This window comes from Pseudoflavonifractor sp. (assembly GCF_050943825.1).
Taxonomy (GTDB): Bacteria; Bacillota; Clostridia; order Oscillospirales; family Oscillospiraceae; genus Pseudoflavonifractor.
This window is the reverse complement of sequence record NZ_JBMNPX010000005.1, coordinates 62,667-78,261: the sequence shown is the minus strand read 5'-3', so window position 1 is coordinate 78,261 and position 15,595 is coordinate 62,667. Positions and strand designations below refer to the sequence as shown.

Annotated in this window: 12 protein-coding genes; 1 reads left to right on the top strand and 11 read right to left on the bottom strand. The window is 62.7% G+C overall.

Translation table 11 applies throughout. The features are described from left to right. Window positions 1-8: 8 nt before the first annotated feature. From ACOX7T_RS06770 to ACOX7T_RS06760, 3 genes are all read right to left on the bottom strand, one after another. The gene (locus ACOX7T_RS06770) at window positions 9-878 is read right to left on the bottom strand and encodes a MetQ/NlpA family ABC transporter substrate-binding protein (RefSeq protein WP_433441140.1); all 870 of its coding nucleotides are present in this window, start codon (window positions 876-878) and stop codon (window positions 9-11) included. Window positions 879-1,462: 584 nt separating this feature from the next. Then, window positions 1,463-2,194 (bottom strand): methionine ABC transporter permease, encoded by a 732-nt coding sequence (locus ACOX7T_RS06765; protein ID WP_433441138.1) that lies wholly within the window; start codon window positions 2,192-2,194, stop codon window positions 1,463-1,465. Further along, window positions 2,187-3,191 carry a methionine ABC transporter ATP-binding protein gene (locus tag ACOX7T_RS06760; protein ID WP_433441136.1) on the bottom strand — a complete coding sequence of 335 codons (1,005 nt, stop codon included), beginning with the start codon at window positions 3,189-3,191 and terminating at the stop codon, window positions 2,187-2,189. The genes ACOX7T_RS06765 and ACOX7T_RS06760 overlap by 8 nt, the downstream gene beginning before the upstream one ends. Before the next feature lie 448 nt (window positions 3,192-3,639). Between ACOX7T_RS06760 and ACOX7T_RS06755 the strand changes: the two genes are divergently transcribed. Further along, entirely contained in the window at window positions 3,640-5,994 is a 2,355-nt protein-coding gene (locus tag ACOX7T_RS06755) for a vitamin B12-dependent ribonucleotide reductase (protein ID WP_433441134.1), read from the top strand. Window positions 5,995-6,066: 72 nt separating this feature from the next. On the opposite strand, the gene rpiB is transcribed toward ACOX7T_RS06755, so the two are convergent. The 8 genes from rpiB to ACOX7T_RS06715 all read right to left on the bottom strand — a co-directional run bounded on the left by rpiB (window position 6,067) and on the right by ACOX7T_RS06715 (window position 15,585). Further along, window positions 6,067-6,504 carry a ribose 5-phosphate isomerase B gene (rpiB, locus tag ACOX7T_RS06750; protein WP_433441132.1) on the bottom strand — a complete coding sequence of 146 codons (438 nt, stop codon included), beginning with the start codon at window positions 6,502-6,504 and terminating at the stop codon, window positions 6,067-6,069. Between the two features lie 18 nt (window positions 6,505-6,522). Next, complete coding sequence (locus ACOX7T_RS06745) at window positions 6,523-7,329, bottom strand: PHP domain-containing protein (protein WP_433441130.1); 807 nt, start codon at window positions 7,327-7,329, stop codon at window positions 6,523-6,525. Between the two features lie 11 nt (window positions 7,330-7,340). Beyond that, the gene (locus ACOX7T_RS06740) at window positions 7,341-9,554 is read right to left on the bottom strand and encodes a phospholipid carrier-dependent glycosyltransferase (protein ID WP_433441128.1); all 2,214 of its coding nucleotides are present in this window, start codon (window positions 9,552-9,554) and stop codon (window positions 7,341-7,343) included. Between the two features lie 123 nt (window positions 9,555-9,677). Next, window positions 9,678-10,841: a molecular chaperone DnaJ gene (gene dnaJ / locus ACOX7T_RS06735; protein ID WP_433441126.1), complete on the bottom strand. Its 1,164-nt coding sequence runs from the start codon at window positions 10,839-10,841 to the stop codon at window positions 9,678-9,680. A 68-nt stretch (window positions 10,842-10,909) separates the two neighbouring features. After that, the gene (gene dnaK / locus ACOX7T_RS06730) at window positions 10,910-12,769 is read right to left on the bottom strand and encodes a molecular chaperone DnaK (protein ID WP_433441124.1); all 1,860 of its coding nucleotides are present in this window, start codon (window positions 12,767-12,769) and stop codon (window positions 10,910-10,912) included. 184 nt (window positions 12,770-12,953) lie between these two features. After that, window positions 12,954-13,520, bottom strand: coding sequence for a nucleotide exchange factor GrpE (grpE, locus tag ACOX7T_RS06725; protein WP_433441122.1), 567 nt, complete (start codon window positions 13,518-13,520; stop codon window positions 12,954-12,956). A gap of 17 nt (window positions 13,521-13,537) precedes the next feature. Next, window positions 13,538-14,602: a heat-inducible transcriptional repressor HrcA gene (gene hrcA / locus ACOX7T_RS06720; protein ID WP_433441120.1), complete on the bottom strand. Its 1,065-nt coding sequence runs from the start codon at window positions 14,600-14,602 to the stop codon at window positions 13,538-13,540. Window positions 14,603-14,826: 224 nt separating this feature from the next. Then, window positions 14,827-15,585, bottom strand: coding sequence for an MBL fold metallo-hydrolase (locus ACOX7T_RS06715; protein ID WP_433441118.1), 759 nt, complete (start codon window positions 15,583-15,585; stop codon window positions 14,827-14,829). Window positions 15,586-15,595: the final 10 nt, after the last annotated feature.

Sequence of the window (15,595 nt, the reverse complement as noted above, 5' to 3'; positions counted from 1 at the left end):
GTCAACCATCAGAACATAGGAACAACGGCGTTGGGCCAGGTCTCCTCCATGAAGGCCTTGACCTCATCGGACTTGAGCGCCTCCACCAGAGCCTGGATGGCGGGGTCGTTCTCACGGCCCTCCTTGACGGCCAGCACGTTCACATAGGCCTGGGTGGCCTCGCCGTCGGTAGACTCAATGGCCAGGGCCTCGGAGGCGTTCAGGCCAGCCTGGAGGGCATAGTTGCCGTTGATGACGGCCAGATCCAGGCTGTCCAGAGAGCGGGGCAGCTGGGCGGCCTCCAGCTCCTCAATCTGCAGGTTCTTGGGGTTCTCGGCGATGTCCAGCTTGGTGGCGGTCAGGCCCACGCCCTCCTTCAGGGTGATGAGGCCCTCCTGCTGGAGCAGGAGCAGGGCGCGGCCCTCGTTGGAGGGGTCACTGGGCACGCCAATCTTGGCGCCGTCGGGCAGGTCGGCCAGGGAGGCGGTGGTGCCGGCATAGATGCCGAAGGGCTCGTAGTGGATCTCAGCGGCGCTCACCAGGTGGGTGCCGTTCTCCTCGTTAAAGTTGTTCAGATAGGTGATGTGCTGGAAGTAGTTGGCATCCACCTCGCCCTCCTCGGTGGCCAGGTTGGGCTGGATGTAGTCGGTGAACTCCTTGATCTCCAGGGTGATGCCCTGCTCGGCCAGGACCTCCTTGGCCACGGCCAGAATCTCGGCGTGGGGCGTGGGGGAGGCGGCCACAGTGATGGTGGTGCCCTCCAGAGAGCTGGACGCAGAGGGCTGGGCAGGGGAGGAGGACTGGGGGGTGCCGGTGTCGCCGCCGGTGGAACTGGAGCAGCCGGCCAGCAGACCCAGAGCCAGCGCGCCGGTGAGGAGCAGAGAGGTGAGCTTCTTCATGATGTATTTCTCCTTTTCTGTTGGATTGATTAGGATTATGTAAACTGTTCCGGGGTACCGCCGGAGCAGCCGACATCGATTCAGGGTACAAAAAAACGCCCTTGATGCATCATCAAGGACGAGAGCCTTTGGCTTCGTGGTACCACCTTGCTTCACCCGCTCCTCACGGATACGGGCCTTATGAAGTACGGGAGAAACTCCGATACTCCTGCGCTGTTACGGGCGCTCCCGTCGCAGCCTAATGCAGATACACTCGGTGCGCGGCTCCGAGACCATGTTCGGCCAGGCCTTCCGTACCCGTTTCCACCAATCCGGGCTCTCTGTGACGTATCTCCCAGCTTACTCTTCTCTTCCTTGCCTTTGGGTAAGCCTGTTCAGTTGTCTTGGAACTTGGGACTAGTGTATACCCCGCCAACGGGAAAGTCAATTGTACATTTTAAACAAAAGAACGATGAAAAAGTTTTGGCAAGCCAGAGGAAGGAGAGAAAAAACGTGGATTCAGACAAAAAATGTCCAAAGTTTGTGAAAAACAAAACAAGGCAGGCCGCCCTGTGAGAGCGGCCTGCCGGAAGGCACAGTATGGGTTACTTGCTCTTGAGCTTCTTTCTGCGGCGGGTGCGGGTGAGCCGCTTGTCGCTGCGGACCGCCAGCCAGGTGCCCAGGGACTGGAAGATCTGCACCAGAATGACGATGAAGATGACCGCGATGAGCATGACGGCCGGGTTGTACTTGTTGTAACCGTAGTTGATGGCGATCTTGCCCAGGCCACCGCCGCCGATGGCACCCGCCATAGCGCCGTAGCTGAGGATGGTGATAAAGGCGGTGGTGGCGCCGGAGATGAGGGAGGGCTTGCTCTCGGGCAGAATGACCTTCCAGATAATCTGGAAGGGGGAGCAGCCCATGGACTGGGCCGCCTCAATGACGCCCTTGTCCACCTCGTGCAGGGAGGTCTCCACCAGCCGGGCCACAAAGGGGGCAGCGGCGATGATGAGGGGCGGGATGGAGGCCAGGGTGCCGATGCGGGTACCCAGCAGCACCTTGCTCAGGGGGAGCACCATCAGCATCAGGATAAGGAAGGGCACGGAGCGGAGAATATTGATGACAAAATTGAGCACCCGCATCACAGGAGAGGGCAGGGGGCGGATGCCATCCTTCTCACCCACCACCAGCAGTACGCCCAGGATCATTCCCAGGACGCAGGCGAAAAAGGTGGAGATGACGGTGGAGTATAGGGTCTCCCAGGTACCGGCCCGGAACTCCTCCCACATGGCGGGGCTGGAGAGGGCTGCCTGCAGATCTGCGATAAATTCATCCATGGTAGTCCTGCACCTCCTCTACGGTGACGTCACGCTGGCTTTTCAGATAGTTCATGGCCTTGGCTGCCTCGGCGCTGTCCTGGGGCAGGCCCAGCAGCATGGAGCCGAAGGCCTTGCCGTCGATGTTCCGGGTGTCGGCGCCCAGGATGTTTACCTTCACGCCGCAGTCGATGGCCAGGGAGGAGATGAGGGGCTCGTAGGAGGAGCCGCCGTTGAACACCACCCGCACCACCTTGGCCACGGGGAACTGCTCCAGGGCCACCCCGTCGGGGAACACCAGCCGCCGGCCGGCCTCGCTCTTGGGGTTGGAGAAGACCTCCTCCACTGTACCGGTCTCCATCACGTGGCCGTGCTCCAGCACCGCCACATGGGAGCAGATCTCCTCCACCACCGCCATCTCGTGGGTGATGACGATGACCGTAATGCCCAGCCGCTTGTTGATGTCCTGAATCAGCCGCAGGATGGAGCGGGTAGTGGTGGGGTCCAGGGCGGAGGTGGCCTCGTCGCACAGGAGCACCTTGGGGTTGCTGGCCAGGGCACGGGCGATGGCGATGCGCTGCTTCTGGCCGCCGGAGAGCTGGGCGGGGTAGGAGTCGGCCTTGTCGGGCAGACCCACGGTCTCCAGCAGCTCTCTGGCCTTGAGCCGGGCCTTGGCCTTGGGCACCCCGGCGATCTCCATGGGGAAGCAGATATTGTCCAGGCAGGTGCGCTGCATGAGCAGGTTGAACTGCTGGAAGATCATGCTGATGGAGCGCCGCTTTTCACGCAGGGCCTTGGGGGAGAGGGCGGTCATGTCCTCTCCGTCGATGATCACATTGCCGGAGGTGGGCCGCTCCAGCAGGTTGATGCAGCGCACCAGAGTGGATTTACCCGCGCCGCTCATGCCCACAATGCCGAAGATATCGCCGTCCCCGATGGTGAGGCTCACATCCTCCAGGGCGGTGAACACGCCGTCCGGCGTGGGAAAGGTCTTTTGTAAATGCTGAATTTCTATCACGGTGAAGTCTCCTTCCGCTTTTGTAGATGGGAGCCGCCCGGCTCCGGTGGGAGGCCCTTCACATTCGCTCCCCGGAGGGAAAACGGCCTGAGCATCCCAGATGAAGCATGACTGCATCCCTCCTGGTGAAGACGGATTTTGCCCCCTGGATGGGGAAAATGGGGACAATGGGTACCCTAAATTGTATGACAGGGAGGCAATACTGTCAAGGCGAAATTCCCCGTGTGTCCGTCTGCGGGGCTGTCAATCGCTTTTTTTCAACAAGAATGAGGGCTAAAATTCTACACGGAATAGGAAGAACAACATGTTGACAGAAGCTGTCATCATGATACAATATATTGCGTGACAAATCCGACCCGCCTCACTGTGAGGGCGGGTCTTGCTTTGGCCTGAGCGGGCGGCCCAGCCCCACGGCCCATAAACTTACCGAGAAGAGAGGAAGAACGACATGGCGATTTCCGAGAACGCAAGAGCCGTGCTGGAGAAGCGATATCTGATCCGCGACGAGAAGGGTGAGCCCACCGAGACTGTGGACGACCTGTTCCACCGGGTGGCAAACGCCATCGCGGCGGCGGACGCCGCCTTTGACCCCAAGGCCGACGTGGCTGCCACCGCCCAGAGCTTCTACGACATGATGACCGGGCTGGATTTCCTGCCCAACTCCCCCACCCTGATGAACGCCGGCCGCCCTCTGGGCCAGCTGTCCGCCTGCTTTGTCCTGCCCGTAGGGGACTCCATGGAGGAGATTTTTGACGCCATCAAGAACGCCGCCCTCATCCACAAGTCCGGCGGCGGCACCGGCTTCTCCTTCTCCCGCCTGCGTCCCCGTGGCTCCACCGTCAACTCCACCGGCGGCGTGGCCAGCGGCCCCATCTCCTTCATGAAGGTGTTCAACGCCGCCACCGAGGCGGTGAAGCAGGGCGGCACCCGCCGGGGCGCCAACATGGGCATCCTCCGGGTGGACCACCCCGATATCCTGGACTTCATCACCTGCAAGAACGACACCAAGGAGATCACCAACTTCAACATCTCCGTGGGCATCACCGAGAAGTTCATGCAGGCCGTGGAGAACGGCGGCAGCTACGAGCTGGTGGACCCCGCCACCCACAAGGTTACCGGCGCCCTCAACGCCCGGGAGGTCTTTGAGAAAATCGTCTCCTCCGCCTGGCAGACCGGCGAGCCCGGCATCATCTTCCTGGACCGGCTTAACCGGGACAACCCCTGCCCCCAGCAGGGCGAGATCGAGTCCACCAACCCCTGCGGCGAGCAGCCCCTCCTGCCCTATGAGGCCTGCAACCTGGGCTCCATCAACCTGGTGACCCACCTGATGGAGGAGGACGGCCGCTGGGTGCTGGACAAGGACAAGCTCACCGCCACCATCCGCACCGCCGTCCACTTCCTGGACAACGTCATCGAGGTCAACAAGTACCCACTGCCCGAGATTGACGCCATGACCCGCTCCACCCGGAAGATCGGCCTGGGCGTCATGGGCTTTGCGGATATGCTGCTTTATATGGGCATCCCCTACAACAGCGACCAGGGCGTGGCCATGGCCCGGGAGGTCATGGAGCTGGTCAACACCATCGGCCACGAGGAGAGCCAGGCTCTGGCCCAGGTCCGGGGCGCTTTCCCCCTCTTCGATGAGAGCACCTACCGCAATGGCAAGCCCATCCGCAACGCCACCGTCACCACCATTGCTCCCACCGGCACCCTGTCCATCATCGCCGGTGTGTCCTCCGGCGTGGAGCCCGTGTTTGCCTACGCCTACATCCGCAACGTGATGGACAACACCCACCTCATCGAGACCAACCAGATCCTCAAGAACGTGCTGGTCTCCCGTGGCCTCTACTCCGAGGAGCTGATGCGCCAGATCGTGGAGCAGGGCAGCCTGGCCCATGTGGACGGTATCCCCGAGGACATCAAGCGGGTGTTCGTCTGTGCCCACGACGTGTCCCCCATCTGGCACGTGAAGATGCAGGCAGCCTTCCAGGCCTACACCGACAACGCCGTCAGCAAGACGGTTAACTTCCCCAACTCCGCCACCAAGGAAGAGGTGGCCGAGGTGTATACCCTGGCCTACAAGCTGGGCTGCAAGGGCACCACCATCTACCGCGACGGCAGCCGTGACGAGCAGGTGCTCAACATCGGCAAGGTCAACGACGGCAAGGACAAGGCCGAGAAGAAGGACACCACCGGCGATCCCATGGTGGACGCCGTGCTGGAGGCCAGCTGCGACGGCGCCGCCTGCGTCATGAAGACCAGCGCCTACGGCACCATCCTGCCCCGTCCCCGTCCCGCCGTCACCAGCGGCTTCACTGAGAAGGTGAAGATCGGCTGCGGCAACCTGTATATCACCGTCAACTACGACGAGACCGGCATCTGCGAGGTGTTCACCAACACCGGCCGGGCTGGCGGCTGCCCCAGCCAGAGCGAGGCCACTGCCCGTCTGGTGAGCGTGGGCATCCGCTCCGGCATGGACCCCAAGGAGATCATCCAGCAGCTCAAGGGCATCCGCTGCCCCTCCTGCCTGCGTCAGCCCGGTGTGCCTGTCACCTCCTGCCCCGATGCCATCGCCAAGTCCATCGAGAAGGTCATCAAGGCCACCCATGACGGCGGCAAGCCCCAGCCCACGGTCTCCGCGCCCGCCAAGGTGCCCACGCCCCAGGCCAAGGTCCAGGTGAACCCCAACATGACCCCCGCCGAGGCCAAGCTGGCCAAGTACTGCCCCGAGTGCGGCAGCAAGCTGGAGCATGAGGGCGGCTGCGTCACCTGCCGCAACTGCGGATACTCCAAGTGCGGCTGATAAGCTGTTAAGAGAATAAAACGGACCGGCATTGCTTGGCAATGCCGGTCCGTTTTGCTTGTAAGCGGGAAATTAGTCCTCCAGGGCCATGATCTTGTTCACGCGGCGCTCGTGGCGGCCGCCCTCAAACTCGGTCTCCAGGAAGGCATCCACAATGTGCTCGGCCTCAAAGGGGCCGGTAAAGCCGCCGGCCAGGGCCAGCATGTTGGCGTTGTTGTGCTTGCGGGTGAGCTGAGCGGAGAGCAGGTCCCGGCACAGGGAGCAGCGGATGCCCTTCACCTTGTTGGCGGTGATGGAGATGCCGATGCCGGTGGTGCACACCACAATACCCTTCTCGCACTCGCCGGATGCCACAGCCTTGGCGGCGGCGGCGCCGAAGTCAGGATAGTCGCAGCTCTCGGTGCTGTCGCAGCCGAAGTCCTTCCAGGCAATGCCCTTACTGTCCAGGTAAGTCTTGATGTGCTGCTTGAGGGCAAAGCCGCCGTGATCGGAACCAAGTGCAATTGTCATAACAGGTACCTCCATTTTTTAAATAATCGGGACAAATTCCGGCTTTCTCCGCCGGAATACGGTCACATAGCGGAACCCGGCCTCCCGCAGCAGGTCAAAGGCCTGGGGGACCCCCTTGCCCACGTTGCAGGGGGCGTGGGCGTCGGAGCCCACGGTGACAATCTCGCCGCCCAAACTCCGGTACAGCTTCAGGAGAGGCAGCCAGTCGGCCAGCGTCCGGCCGCACCAGGTATTGACCTCCATGCCCTTGCCGCGCCCGATGACCGTGCGGAGCAGAGCCTCCAGCCGTTCCTCATAGCCAGCCAGGGTGACGGGGCCGTCGGCTGGCTTCATGTACCGCAGGGGGTAGATGATGTGGGCCAGCACGTCATAGAAATCTGTCTCCGCCAGCAGAGCCAGGGAGGCGAAATAGTCGTCCAGAGCCTCCCGGCAGGCGGCTGTGGTGGAGTAGTCGGCGAAGTAGAAGTCGATGCCGCCCAGCTCCGGGGACTGGTTGTGGACCGAGCCCAGAACAAAGTCCAGCAGGGGCTGAGAACAGATGCGCTCCGCTGCGGCGGGGTCCAGATAGGGCATGCCGAATTCCAGGCCCAGCCGGAGGGAGAAGCCCTCCCGGTTGTGGAAGGGCACCGCCGCCTCGAACTGGTCCAGGGCCTTGGCCCAGTCATAGGTGCGGACGGGGACGCCGTTTTCGTCCAGAAAGTCGCAGTGGTCGGTGATACACAGCTCATTGAGCCCCGCATTCACGGCCGCCTGAGCCATGTCGGACATGGGAAATTTCCCGTCAAAGGACACCAGACTGTGGGAGTGGTAGTCGGAGAGGAACACAGCGCACCTCCTCAGAAGGGCCACGCGCCGGGAATCCAGCGCAGGAAGTTGGTGGTGTACCAGGTGGGCACCATGATGCCCACCAGAACGGGGTAGGAGGCAGCGTACAGGGCCACGGCGCCGCCGGTGGTGCCGTAGACCGCCACCCGCCAGCCGGGCGCTCTGCGGCCCACCAGGTCATTGAACACATAGGCCAGGGCCAGCACCAGGAAGAGGATGGAGGGGAAGTAGTGGTAGGCGAAGGTGATGCGGCCGATGAACATCCAGGGCACCAGCTGGGACAGGTAGCCGATGAGGATGAACATGGCCTTGGAGGAGTAGCGGGGGAAGGACTTGCTGGCCAGATAGCCCAGAATCCAGTAGATGAGCACGCCGCCTGCCAGCAGGCACAGGTTGCGCAGCCGGACCATATTGTCCAGCTCGGCGCTGAGAACCCCGTCCACGCCGATGACCGCACCGGCGGCCACCAGACCGGACAGAAGGAAGAAGAGCATCTTGGACCGGAACCGGCGGAAGGACTGGGCGGCGCAGGCGATCATGGCCAGCAGGCCGCCCCAGCACACGATGGGGTTGGAGAAGGCGCCGAAGGCACACTTGAGCCCCTGGGCCGCACCGCTCTGGTTGTCCAGATAGTAGAGGATGGGCCGGCCGTCCACAATCCACTGGTACCAGCGGGAGGAGTAGGGGTGGGGTGTGTGGACGCCCTCGTGGTAGGTGAGCATGTAGACCTGGTTGTCCCACATGACCTTGATGAGGTTTTCCAGGCTGGTGTCACCCTTGGCGGCGGCGTAGGGCAGGTAGGAGGCGGTGTAGATGACCGCCGGGATGAGCACAAAGCACAGCACGGAGAAGAGCAGGGTCTTGACCAGCCAGGGGGCGAACCGGGGGGCGTCCTCCGACTGAGGCCAGTCACGCCACTTGAAGTACAGCCCGATGAAGTAGAGCAGGGCCAGACCCACCGCGCCGTAGATCACCGTCCACTTGCTGGCCGCGCCGATGCCCCACATGAGGCCGGACAGGAACAGGGGCAGGGCGCCCTTGCGGAAGGGAGTACCGGCGGGCAGGGTCAGGTACCGGTACATGAAGTAGTACATGGCCAGGATAAAGAACACACCGTAGGTGTCGATGGTGGCGATGCGGGTCTGGGTCAGATGCATGAAGTCAAAGGCAAAGAGGGCGGTGCCGCAGAAGGCCACAACCGTCTTGCCGAAGAGATTTTTCAGGAACACATAGAGCAGCGGCACCATGAGCACACCGAAGAGGGTGCCCATAAACCGCCAGCCGAAGGGAGTCAGGCCGAAGAGCTGGATGCCCAGGCTCATGATCAGCTTGCCCAGAGGCGGGTGGGAGATCTCATAGGGATAGATGCCACGGATGTGCTCATAGGCAGTGCGGGGGTGGTAGATCTCGTCAAAGTAGGAGGAGTTGTACCAGGTGGGCATGGCGGGCACGGTGTCACCCTCGTCAAACAGGGGGGAGGCGCCCTCGCCGGTATAGGAGATGTCGCGCAGGGTGATGAGCTCGCCGTCGGCGTCGTACAGGGCCAGTTCACCCAGCTCTACCCAATCGTCCCCGGCGTCGGGGTTGCCGGTGAGCCGGAACATCCGCACCTCCAGGGACAGGGGATCAGGGCCCTCGCCGGTGCGCAGCACGGAGTTGTCAATCCACTTGAACAGATCGGAGTATTTCTGGTGGAGGGCGGCGGAGGTGTTGCCGCTGTCCAGACCAGCGGGCAGGGTGGATCCGCTCTTGTTCTCCTTCCAGATGAGGCCGGAGACGTTGTTCTCCTCGTCCTCATAGGCCATAAGGGTGTACCAGATCTCACCGTCGGGGCTGGCCTCCAGGGTGTAGCTGCCGGTGTTGAGGCCGGTGTAGTACATCACCCGGGAGATGGCCGTGGGCTCGGCCAGGGTAAAGGTGACGGTCTGTCCCTGGGAGAGCTGGTAGAAGGACTGGGGGTTGGTGAAGGAGCCCAGGTTCCAGAAGGCGGTGAAGGCGTATACCGCCGTCAGCAGCAGGAGAGGCAGAGCGTCCTTCCGCCGCATGGGGAACCGGCGGCGGGGAAAGGACATGGGGCGGGGGGCGGCGCTGGCCATGGTCACCCACTCCAGGGTACCCGCTCTGGGGGACATGGCGTGGCGGTAGTAGCTCAGCAGGCAGAACATGGCCGCCAGCACCACGATGGGGAACACCAGCGTGGGGGTGATATAGTACGTGAGGTTCATCGCGGCAGACCTCCGGAGACAGAATGGGCGGGGGAAGCACCTTCCCGCCGTGGGACATACAGGGGTATTCTACCATATATTTGGGTAAAAAAATAGAGGACGGACCAAAGTCCGTCCTCTATTTTATTTCTTTTTCCGCTTCTTGTCAAAGAAGCCCTTCAGGCCGTCCTCATGGTCCGCTGGAATCTCGCCCATGGCTTGGCCATAGGCGTGCAGCGCCTCCTTCTGCTCCCGGGTCAGATTCTTGGGAACCTGAACCTGGACCGTGACGAACTGATCGCCCCGGCCTCTGCCGTTGATGGAGGGGATACCCTTGCCCCGCAGGCGGAAGGTGGTGCCCGGCTGGGTGCCCTCGGGCAGGGTCCACTTCACCTTGCCGTCGATGGTGGGGATCTCCAGCTCCGCGCCCAGGGTGGCCTGGAGGAAGGACACCGGCTGCTCCAGGTAGACCGACGTGCCGTCCCGCTTGAAGAAGGCGTGGGGCCGGACGGTGACGCTGATGATCAGGTCGCCGGCAGGTCCGCCGTTGCGGCCCGCGCCGCCCTGGCCACGCAGGGACACGGCCTGACCGTTGTCGATGCCGGCGGGAATCTTGACCGTAATCTTCCGCTGCTTGCGCACCGAGCCGGAGCCATTGCAGGTCTTGCAGGGCTGGTGGATGATCTTGCCCGTACCGCCGCACTTGGAGCAGGGGGCGCTGGTGGCGAAGGTAAAGGCGCCGCCGCCCCGCTGGATGCGGACGGTGCCGGTGCCCCGGCAGTTGGGGCAGATCTCAGCGGTGGTGCCCGGCTCACAGCCGGAGCCGTGGCAGGTCTCGCAGGTCTCCTCCCGGTTGAGGATGATCTCCTTCTCACAGCCGAAGGCGGCCTCCTCAAAGGTGATGGTGACGCCTGCACGCAGGGTGTCGCCCTTCATGGGGCCGTTGCGCCGGCTGCTGGAGCCGCCGCCGAATCCGCCGCCAAAGAAGGAGCCAAAGATGTCGCCCAGGTCGATGTCCCCGAAGTCGGCGCCGGAGAAGCCGCCGAAGGGGTCGCCGGCTCCCGCACCGAAGTTGGGGTCCACGCCGGCATGGCCGAACTGGTCATACCTGGAGCGCTTCTCCTTGTCAGACAGCACCTCGTAGGCCTCGTTGACCTCTTTGAATTTGGCCTCGGCGGTCTTGTCGCCGGGGTTCAGGTCCGGGTGGTACTGCTTGGCCATCTTGCGGTAGGCCTTTTTGATCTCGTCGTCCGACGCGCCCTTGGACACGCCCAGGACCTCATAATAATCCCGTTTCTGCTCTGGCATGGGAGTTCACCTCTTTACGCGGGAAACGGCGGGGGACAAGCCCCCGCCTCATTTCCCATGGTTATTGATTACTGCTGATCATCGTCGACAACCTTGTAGTCAGCGTCCACCACGTTGGGGTCGCTGTTGTCGCTCTGACCGGCCTGAGCGCCGCCGAAGCCCGCGCCGCCCATGTCGGGGCCGGCCTGCTGGCCGCCAGCCTGGCTGTACAGCTTCTCGCTGATGGGATAGAAGGCCTTGCCCAGCTCCTCGGTAGCGGTCTTGATGGCCTGGGTGTCGGTGCCCTTCAGAGCGTCCTTCAGCTTGTTCAGGGCGGCGTCCAGGGTGTTCTTGTCCTCGGTGGACAGCTTATCCTTCAGGTCCTCCATGACCTTCTCAGTCTGGTACACCATCTGGTCGCCCTGGTTGCGCACGTCAACCTCTTCCTTGCGCTTGGCGTCCTCGGCGGCGAACTGCTCGGCCTCGCGGACAGCCTTGTCGATGTCCTCCTTGGACATGTTGGTGGAGGAGGTGATGGTGATGTGCTGCTCCTTGCCGGTGCCCAGGTCCTTGGCGGACACGTTCACGATGCCGTTGGCATCGATGTCGAAGGTGACCTCGATCTGAGGCACGCCGCGGCGGGCGGGAGCGATGCCGTCCAGGTTGAAGCGGCCCAGAGTCTTGTTGTACTGAGCCATCTCACGCTCGCCCTGGAGCACGTGGACCTCAACGGAGGTCTGGTTGTCGGCGGCGGTGGTGAAGATCTGGCTCTTCTTGGCGGGGATGGTGGTGTTGCGCTCGATGAGCTTGGTCATCACGCCGCCCATGGTCTCAATGCCCAGGGACAGGGGGGTGACGTCCAGCAGCAGCAGGCCCTTCACGTCGCCCACCAGAACGCCGCCCTGGATGGCAGCGCCCATGGCCACGCACTCGTCGGGGTTGATACCCTTGAAGCCGTCCTTGCCGGTGAGCTTCTTCACCATGTCCTGCACGGCGGGGATACGGCTGGAGCCGCCCACCATCAGGACCTTGGAGATATCGTTGCCGGTGAGGCCGGCGTCGCTCATGGCCTGACGGACGGGGCCGGCAGTGGCCTCCACCAGGTGAGCGGTCAGCTGGTCGAACTTGGCACGGGTCAGGGTCAGATCCAGGTGCTTGGGGCCGGTGGCGTCGGCGGTGATATAGGGCAGGTTGATGGCGGTGGAGGTGACGCCGGACAGCTCAATCTTGGCCTTCTCGGCGGCCTCCTTCAGGCGCTGCATGGCGACCTTGTCGCCGGTCAGGTCTACGCCCTCGGTCTTCTTGAACTCGGCGGCCATCCAGTCCATGATGCACTTATCGAAGTCGTCGCCGCCCAGACGGTTGTTACCGGCGGTAGCCAGAACCTCGATGACGCCGTCGTCGATGTCCAGGATGGACACATCGAAGGTGCCGCCGCCCAGGTCGTAGACCATGACCTTCTGGGCGGTCTCCTTGTCCACACCGTAGGCCAGAGCGGCGGCGGTGGGCTCGTTGATGATACGCTTGACCTCCAGACCGGCAATGCGGCCGGCGTCCTTGGTGGCCTGGCGCTGGGAGTCGGTGAAGTAAGCGGGGACGGTGATGACCGCCTCGGTGACGGTCTCGCCCAGATAGGCCTCAGCGTCCGCCTTCAGCTTCTGAAGGATCATGGCGCTGATCTCCTGAGGGGTGTACTTCTTGCCGTCGATGTCCACCTTGTAGTCGGAACCCATCTCACGCTTGATGGAGATAACGGTGCGGTCGGGGTTGGTGATGGCCTGACGCTTGGCCACCTGGCCCACCATACGCTCGCCGTCCTTGGAGAAGGCGACGACAGAGGGGGTGGTGCGGTTACCTTCCGCGTTGGGGATGACAACGGCGTCGCCGCCCTCCATGACAGCAACACAGCTGTTGGTTGTACCGAGGTCGATACCAATAATCTTAGACATAGTGCTTTTCCTCCAATATATCGAAATTATTTTTTACAAAGGGGATGGTGGTGTCACGCTTCGCCTGTTCGCGACGCCCGGCTTCCCTTTGACTCGGGCTTGAAACAGGTCCGCTGCGCGGCCCTTCGGTTTCGCGCCCTCGCTCCGGTCCATCCGGGCTGCTCACGACGGCTCAGCGCTTCTTTCAGTTCGCCACTTTTACCATGGCAAACCGGACCACCTTGTCACCGGACTTGAAGCCGGTCTGGAATACCTCAACAACGGTGTTTTCACCGGCGGATTCATCCTCCACGTGCATCACCGCGTTGTGGACGTTGGGGTCAAAGGTCTCGCCCAGCGCGGGGATTTCCTCCACGCCCAGCTTCTTGAGTACCTCACGCAGCTGGTTCATGGTCATCTCCACGCCCTTCTTGAAGGCCTCGTCGGCAGTCTCCTGCTTGAGGGCGCGCTCCAGGTTGTCGTACACCGGAAGGAAGGCCAGCACGGTCTCCGACTTGGCGTCGTTCCACACCGACTCCTTTTCCTTCTGGCTGCGGCGGCGGTAGTTGTCGTACTCGGCGGCCAGGCGGAGGAACTGGTCCTCCTTCTCCTTCAGGGCGGCCATAGCCTTTTCGGCGGACTCCAGGGCGGCGGTCAGCTCTGCGCTGTCGGGGGCCTCTGCGGTTCCGGCCTGGGACACGGCCTCCTCCTGGGGGGCCTGGGTCGTCTCCTGCTGGGAGACGGGCTCCTTTTCCTGATCCTTTTTACTCATAGCTTATGTGCTCACTCCTATTTCTTGCCGTCATTGTTTTCACCAATGGGGGGAAGCTCGCCCTGTCCGAACAGTTTGGAAAGGCCCTGGGCCAGGTAGGACAGGCGGGCGGTAATCTTGGCATAATCCATACGGGTGGGACCCACCACGCCGATGACGCCCCGCATACCCTCGCCGATGTCGTAGCTTGCCACCACAACGCTGGTGTCCTTCAGGGCGTCGGCCACGTTTTCCGGGCCGATGAGGATGCTCATGGGGTTGTCCTTGGGGACGGGGAAGCGGCTGGGGTCGTTGTCCTCGGAGAGGTAGCTCATCAGGGTCTGGGCCTTCTCCAGGCTGCGGTATTCGGGGTGCTCGAGGAGATGGGCGATGCCCGCCGTGTGCACCTTCCGGTGCTCCAGCTCCTCCAGTACCTCGATGGCGAAGGAGACAACCAGACTGATCAGTCCGTAGGAGTCGCCGGCGGCGTGCTGGGCCACCCGCATCAGCTCGGGGGTAATCTCCTCCAGGGTGAGATTGGTAAAGGTGGTGTTGAGCAGGGTGTTAAGCAGCTGGAGCTGGGGCTCGCTCAGGTCGGTGGGCAGCCGCACCAGCCGGTTGCGGACCACGTTGGTGTCCGTCATCACCACGATGATAAAGGCGCTGCGCTCCACCATCAGCAGGTCAAACCGCTTGATAGTCACCCGCTCCATGCCGGAGGAGAGGGCGAAGGCGGGGTACTGGGTCAGCTGGGAGACAATCCGTCCCGCCTGGTCGATGACCCGGTCCAGTTCCTGCATCTTCAGGCGCAGGGCCTGGTTGATCCGCTGGGTCTCCTGGAGGGAGAGGCGGTAGTCACCCATGAGCTCGTTGACGTAGAGCCGGTAGCCCTTGGGGGAGGGAATCCGTCCGGCGGAGGTGTGGGGCTGCTCCAGGTAGCCCATGGCCTCCAGGTCGGCCATCTCGTTGCGGATGGTGGCGGAGGAGATATCCAGTCCGGAGGACTCGGCGATGGTCTTGGAGCCGATGGGCTCTGCCGATTCAATATAATTCTCAATGATGACCCGCAGAATGCGTTTCTTGCGGTCAGTCAAATCCATCATGCCGCCTCCTCTCATGTTTTAGCACTCATACTTCCTGAGTGCTAACGTAAATGTACCACCATCCCCCGGCATTGTCAATAGGTTGGTTGTAAATGATTTGTGAACGGAAAAATTTCGGGGAGAACAGAAGCAGAGTGGGAGCGTGATTGCTAAGAAACGGCCCGGACAGGAAAAAGCAATGCCGCGACACAGCCGGAACAGACCGGCCGCATCGCGGCAAAAGATTAAAATTCCAGGACGAGGCCGGTCCTGAGATAGGCCAGCCTGTCGCCCAGCTCCTCCTGAAGAAGGGCGAAGGCGGGCTCGCCGGTGCAGTGGCCGGTGTACACCCGCTCCACGCCCAGCTCATCGGTGAGCCAGTGGGCCAGATTGCGGACAATGCCGGGGGCCACACCCAGGGTGGCAGTGCCGCCGTGGCCCATCAGGTGGAACCCGCCCACAATGGCGTACACCTGCTGGCCGGGAAAACGGGCGAGGATATCCTTTACAATATATCCGGCCCCGGCGTGACAGCAGGAGTTCATCACCACCAGGCCCTTGTCCGTCTCAGCCACTAGGGACTGCTCGTGGTCCACGGCGTCGGGGATGAGATGAAGGCCGGGCAGAATCATCCGGGGGCCGTCGGCCAGGTCGAAGCGGCTGCCAAACTGCTCAATGAGGGCGGGGCTCACGCCATCGTAGCTGCCGTCCTTCTCCCGGTACCGGGGCAGAAGGGCGGCTGGCCGGGCGTACACCGGTGCGGCGGCATTGCAGGCGAAGAAGGCGCCCAGGCCGTCGGCGTGGTCCCAGTGGCCGTGGGAGAGGGCGGCCTTCTCCACAGTGGACAGGTCCACCCCCAGGGCGGCGGCGTTCTCGGTGAACCGGCCGGAGGAGCCCACGTCCAGCAGGACGCTGTGGCCCGCATAGGACAGATGCAGGGACAAGCCGTGCTCGTGGAGGAGACAGTGGGGGGAGGTGTTTTCCATCAGAACCGTAACCTTCATAGAGAGCTCC